This is a genomic window from Providencia sp. wls1922 (genome assembly GCF_009706505.1).
Lineage (GTDB): Bacteria > Pseudomonadota > Gammaproteobacteria > Enterobacterales > Enterobacteriaceae > Providencia > Providencia lanzhouensis.
The window spans coordinates 1-2,209 of the sequence record NZ_WLUG01000005.1; the positions used below are offsets into that span (position 1 = coordinate 1).

Below are 2,209 nucleotides of genomic sequence, written 5' to 3' on the forward strand. Positions count from 1 at the left end.
ATCAATGCTAGTGTGATAAGAGTGAATACGTTGTCACCTAACTTATAGAATGAAACCTCGCCATTGCGCGGGGTTTTTTGCTTTCAAGGATATTGCATATGAAGTAGTTAAGTAGTCACTCAAAGGGCTAGTGAGTTTTTTTGGGGTATTGATGCGCCATTTGATAAGTTAGGCGCAAAAAAAAAAGCCAAGCAGAGAGGCTTGGCATTAAATTACAACAAATTATTTAATTTATGACATGATGGGAAGCGTAGCTTTCCCTTTGAAGCAGTCAAACGTATTAAGTGTAGTGCAGATATAAATAAAATGTAAGTAAAATTAACAATAAGCATTTGGTTTACGTTCTCGGTAAGTTTCAATCTTCTATATTGTTAATTTTCACATGCGGTTATCTTTACAATTCCTTAATAATGGCTACATTTAAATAACAATAATAAAAGACTATTAAATTGGGCGTTTATATATGGCTATATTCGGCGCACTTCAAAAAATCATGATGTTAGCTGTATTTGTATTGCTGTTTATTGCATTTCCGTTCTGGATCAGGTAGTCAATGGCGTAAATTGTAAAAATACTCTAATGGCAATAGACTCTTCTTTAGATACCACAAAATACCAATACACCAATCTTTATCATGAAAATGATAAAGTAATATTATGATAACAATTAATTTTATTTGGTTATTAAAAGAATTGAGCATTCACTTAGTGATTAAACTTAAAATTTATTAATGTAAAAGGTGTTTAATCATGAAAAAGTCACTTCTAGTTGCAGTATTACCATCATTTTTTCTTGTTGCTTGCGCAACAAAGCAATACCCGCAACCTGCGTCACTAACCCCCGAAGAATCTTCTATTATGACTTGTAATGATATTAAAATTGAGATTGCCAAGACGCGAGGTGTTCACAATGAAATTGAAAGAACTGGTGAGTTTGATGGAAAAACAGTTTTGGGCTTTCTTGGTGATTTTGGTATTGGTAATGGAATGGCAAAAGAAGATGCTAGAAAAAAAGTTCAATCACGCCTGAATCAATTGGAAGGACTAAAAGCAGTAAAATGTAATGGGTAAGAGATAAATGAAATTTTCTATATTATCTCTTTCCATTTTATTGCTTATTGGGTGTACAAATTTTACCGCGAAGCAGCCATATAGAACGATTAATGGTGAGCAAATGCTAATTTCTGCTGATATGCCAAACGGGTATTTGAAAATCAGATTTAATGAAGAAATCGTTATAAACGAAAGCACATTGAATCAAGATAAAAGTATATCAGGAGTATTTAGTAATCAATATACTAATGTCTATACATCAAAATACAGAGGGGAGAAAGTGATGGCCCGCTGTCATTTCCCTGAAAAAGAATGTGATGTATTTCTTGGTAGTGATTATGCTGCCAACTTAGTTCTACGTTAAAACCAAGTCGCCTAGCGCGGCTTTTTTGTATACGCTATATATTTACTAAATTGCGGTAAAGTTACACTGCTGATTTTCAGCCAAAAAATTACTGCATGAGGTATTTATGAAAGATGGTATTTACTTTGTAAGATTTAGAAGTAACTCTCAAGATTTTGGAAATGGCACGGTAGTAGTTAAAGATAATATTGTCAATGGTGGTGATTTTGCTTACCTGTACAGAGGTAAAGTGAATGGTATTCAAACCACATTAACAATAGAAAGACATGATAGATCTGCAACATCAGTATTTGGTGATATTGATAAATTCAATTTGATTTTAAATATCGCCGAATCCGGCAGGGATTATGTTTTAGCAGGGCATGTAGAAGGCATGCAGCAGATGAAAATTTCAATCAATGCTAAGTTCATCGGGGAAGTAATTAATTAACTCTCCGATATCAAATCAAGGTCGCTGAAGCGGCCTTTTTTATTGGAGAAAATATGAAAAATTTATTTATTAATCTGTGCATTAAGTTATCAGGTAAAACAAAAGAGCAATTACGCCTGTCTTGGTCATTTCATTACTTCCTCACCCGCTCAAAATACAAAGCTTACTGGCGAGCAGTGTTTCATTAATTTATCGAAAACCTCATGCAGAGAAATCGATAGCTGCGCATAAGGCGGAGTTGCGCCCGTCACCTATTCAGTTCTAGCTGCTGTTACTGGTGGCTTTCTATTAACTAAACATCGGAACACTCCGCAGGGGGTGGATATGCGTATGCACGAAAAATACTCTAGCCCCTTTTCTTAT

General features: G+C 34.5%; 3 protein-coding genes. All 3 read left to right on the forward strand.

Features of this window, described 5'->3' with window-relative positions; all coding sequences use genetic code 11:
* Positions 1 to 749 precede the first annotated feature (749 nt).
* The gene (locus tag GKR71_RS00420) at positions 750 to 1,070 is read left to right on the forward strand and encodes a hypothetical protein (protein ID WP_154633751.1); all 321 of its coding nucleotides are present in this window, start codon (positions 750 to 752) and stop codon (positions 1,068 to 1,070) included.
* A gap of 7 nt (positions 1,071 to 1,077) precedes the next feature.
* Complete coding sequence (locus GKR71_RS00425; RefSeq protein WP_154633752.1) at positions 1,078 to 1,416, forward strand: hypothetical protein; 339 nt, start codon at positions 1,078 to 1,080, stop codon at positions 1,414 to 1,416.
* A gap of 106 nt (positions 1,417 to 1,522) precedes the next feature.
* Positions 1,523 to 1,846, forward strand: a complete 324-nt coding sequence (locus tag GKR71_RS00430) for a GrlR family regulatory protein (RefSeq protein WP_154633753.1) — start codon at positions 1,523 to 1,525, stop codon at positions 1,844 to 1,846.
* Positions 1,847 to 2,209: the final 363 nt, after the last annotated feature.

Excerpts from the sequence above, each read along its gene's own strand:
- GKR71_RS00430 (WP_154633753.1), top strand. The coding sequence starts at position 1,523 with ATGAAAGATGGTATTTACTTTGTAAGATTTAGAAGTAACTCTCAAGAT.
- GKR71_RS00425 (WP_154633752.1), top strand. The coding sequence starts at position 1,078 with ATGAAATTTTCTATATTATCTCTTTCCATTTTATTGCTTATTGGGTGT.
- GKR71_RS00420 (WP_154633751.1), top strand. The coding sequence starts at position 750 with ATGAAAAAGTCACTTCTAGTTGCAGTATTACCATCATTTTTTCTTGTT.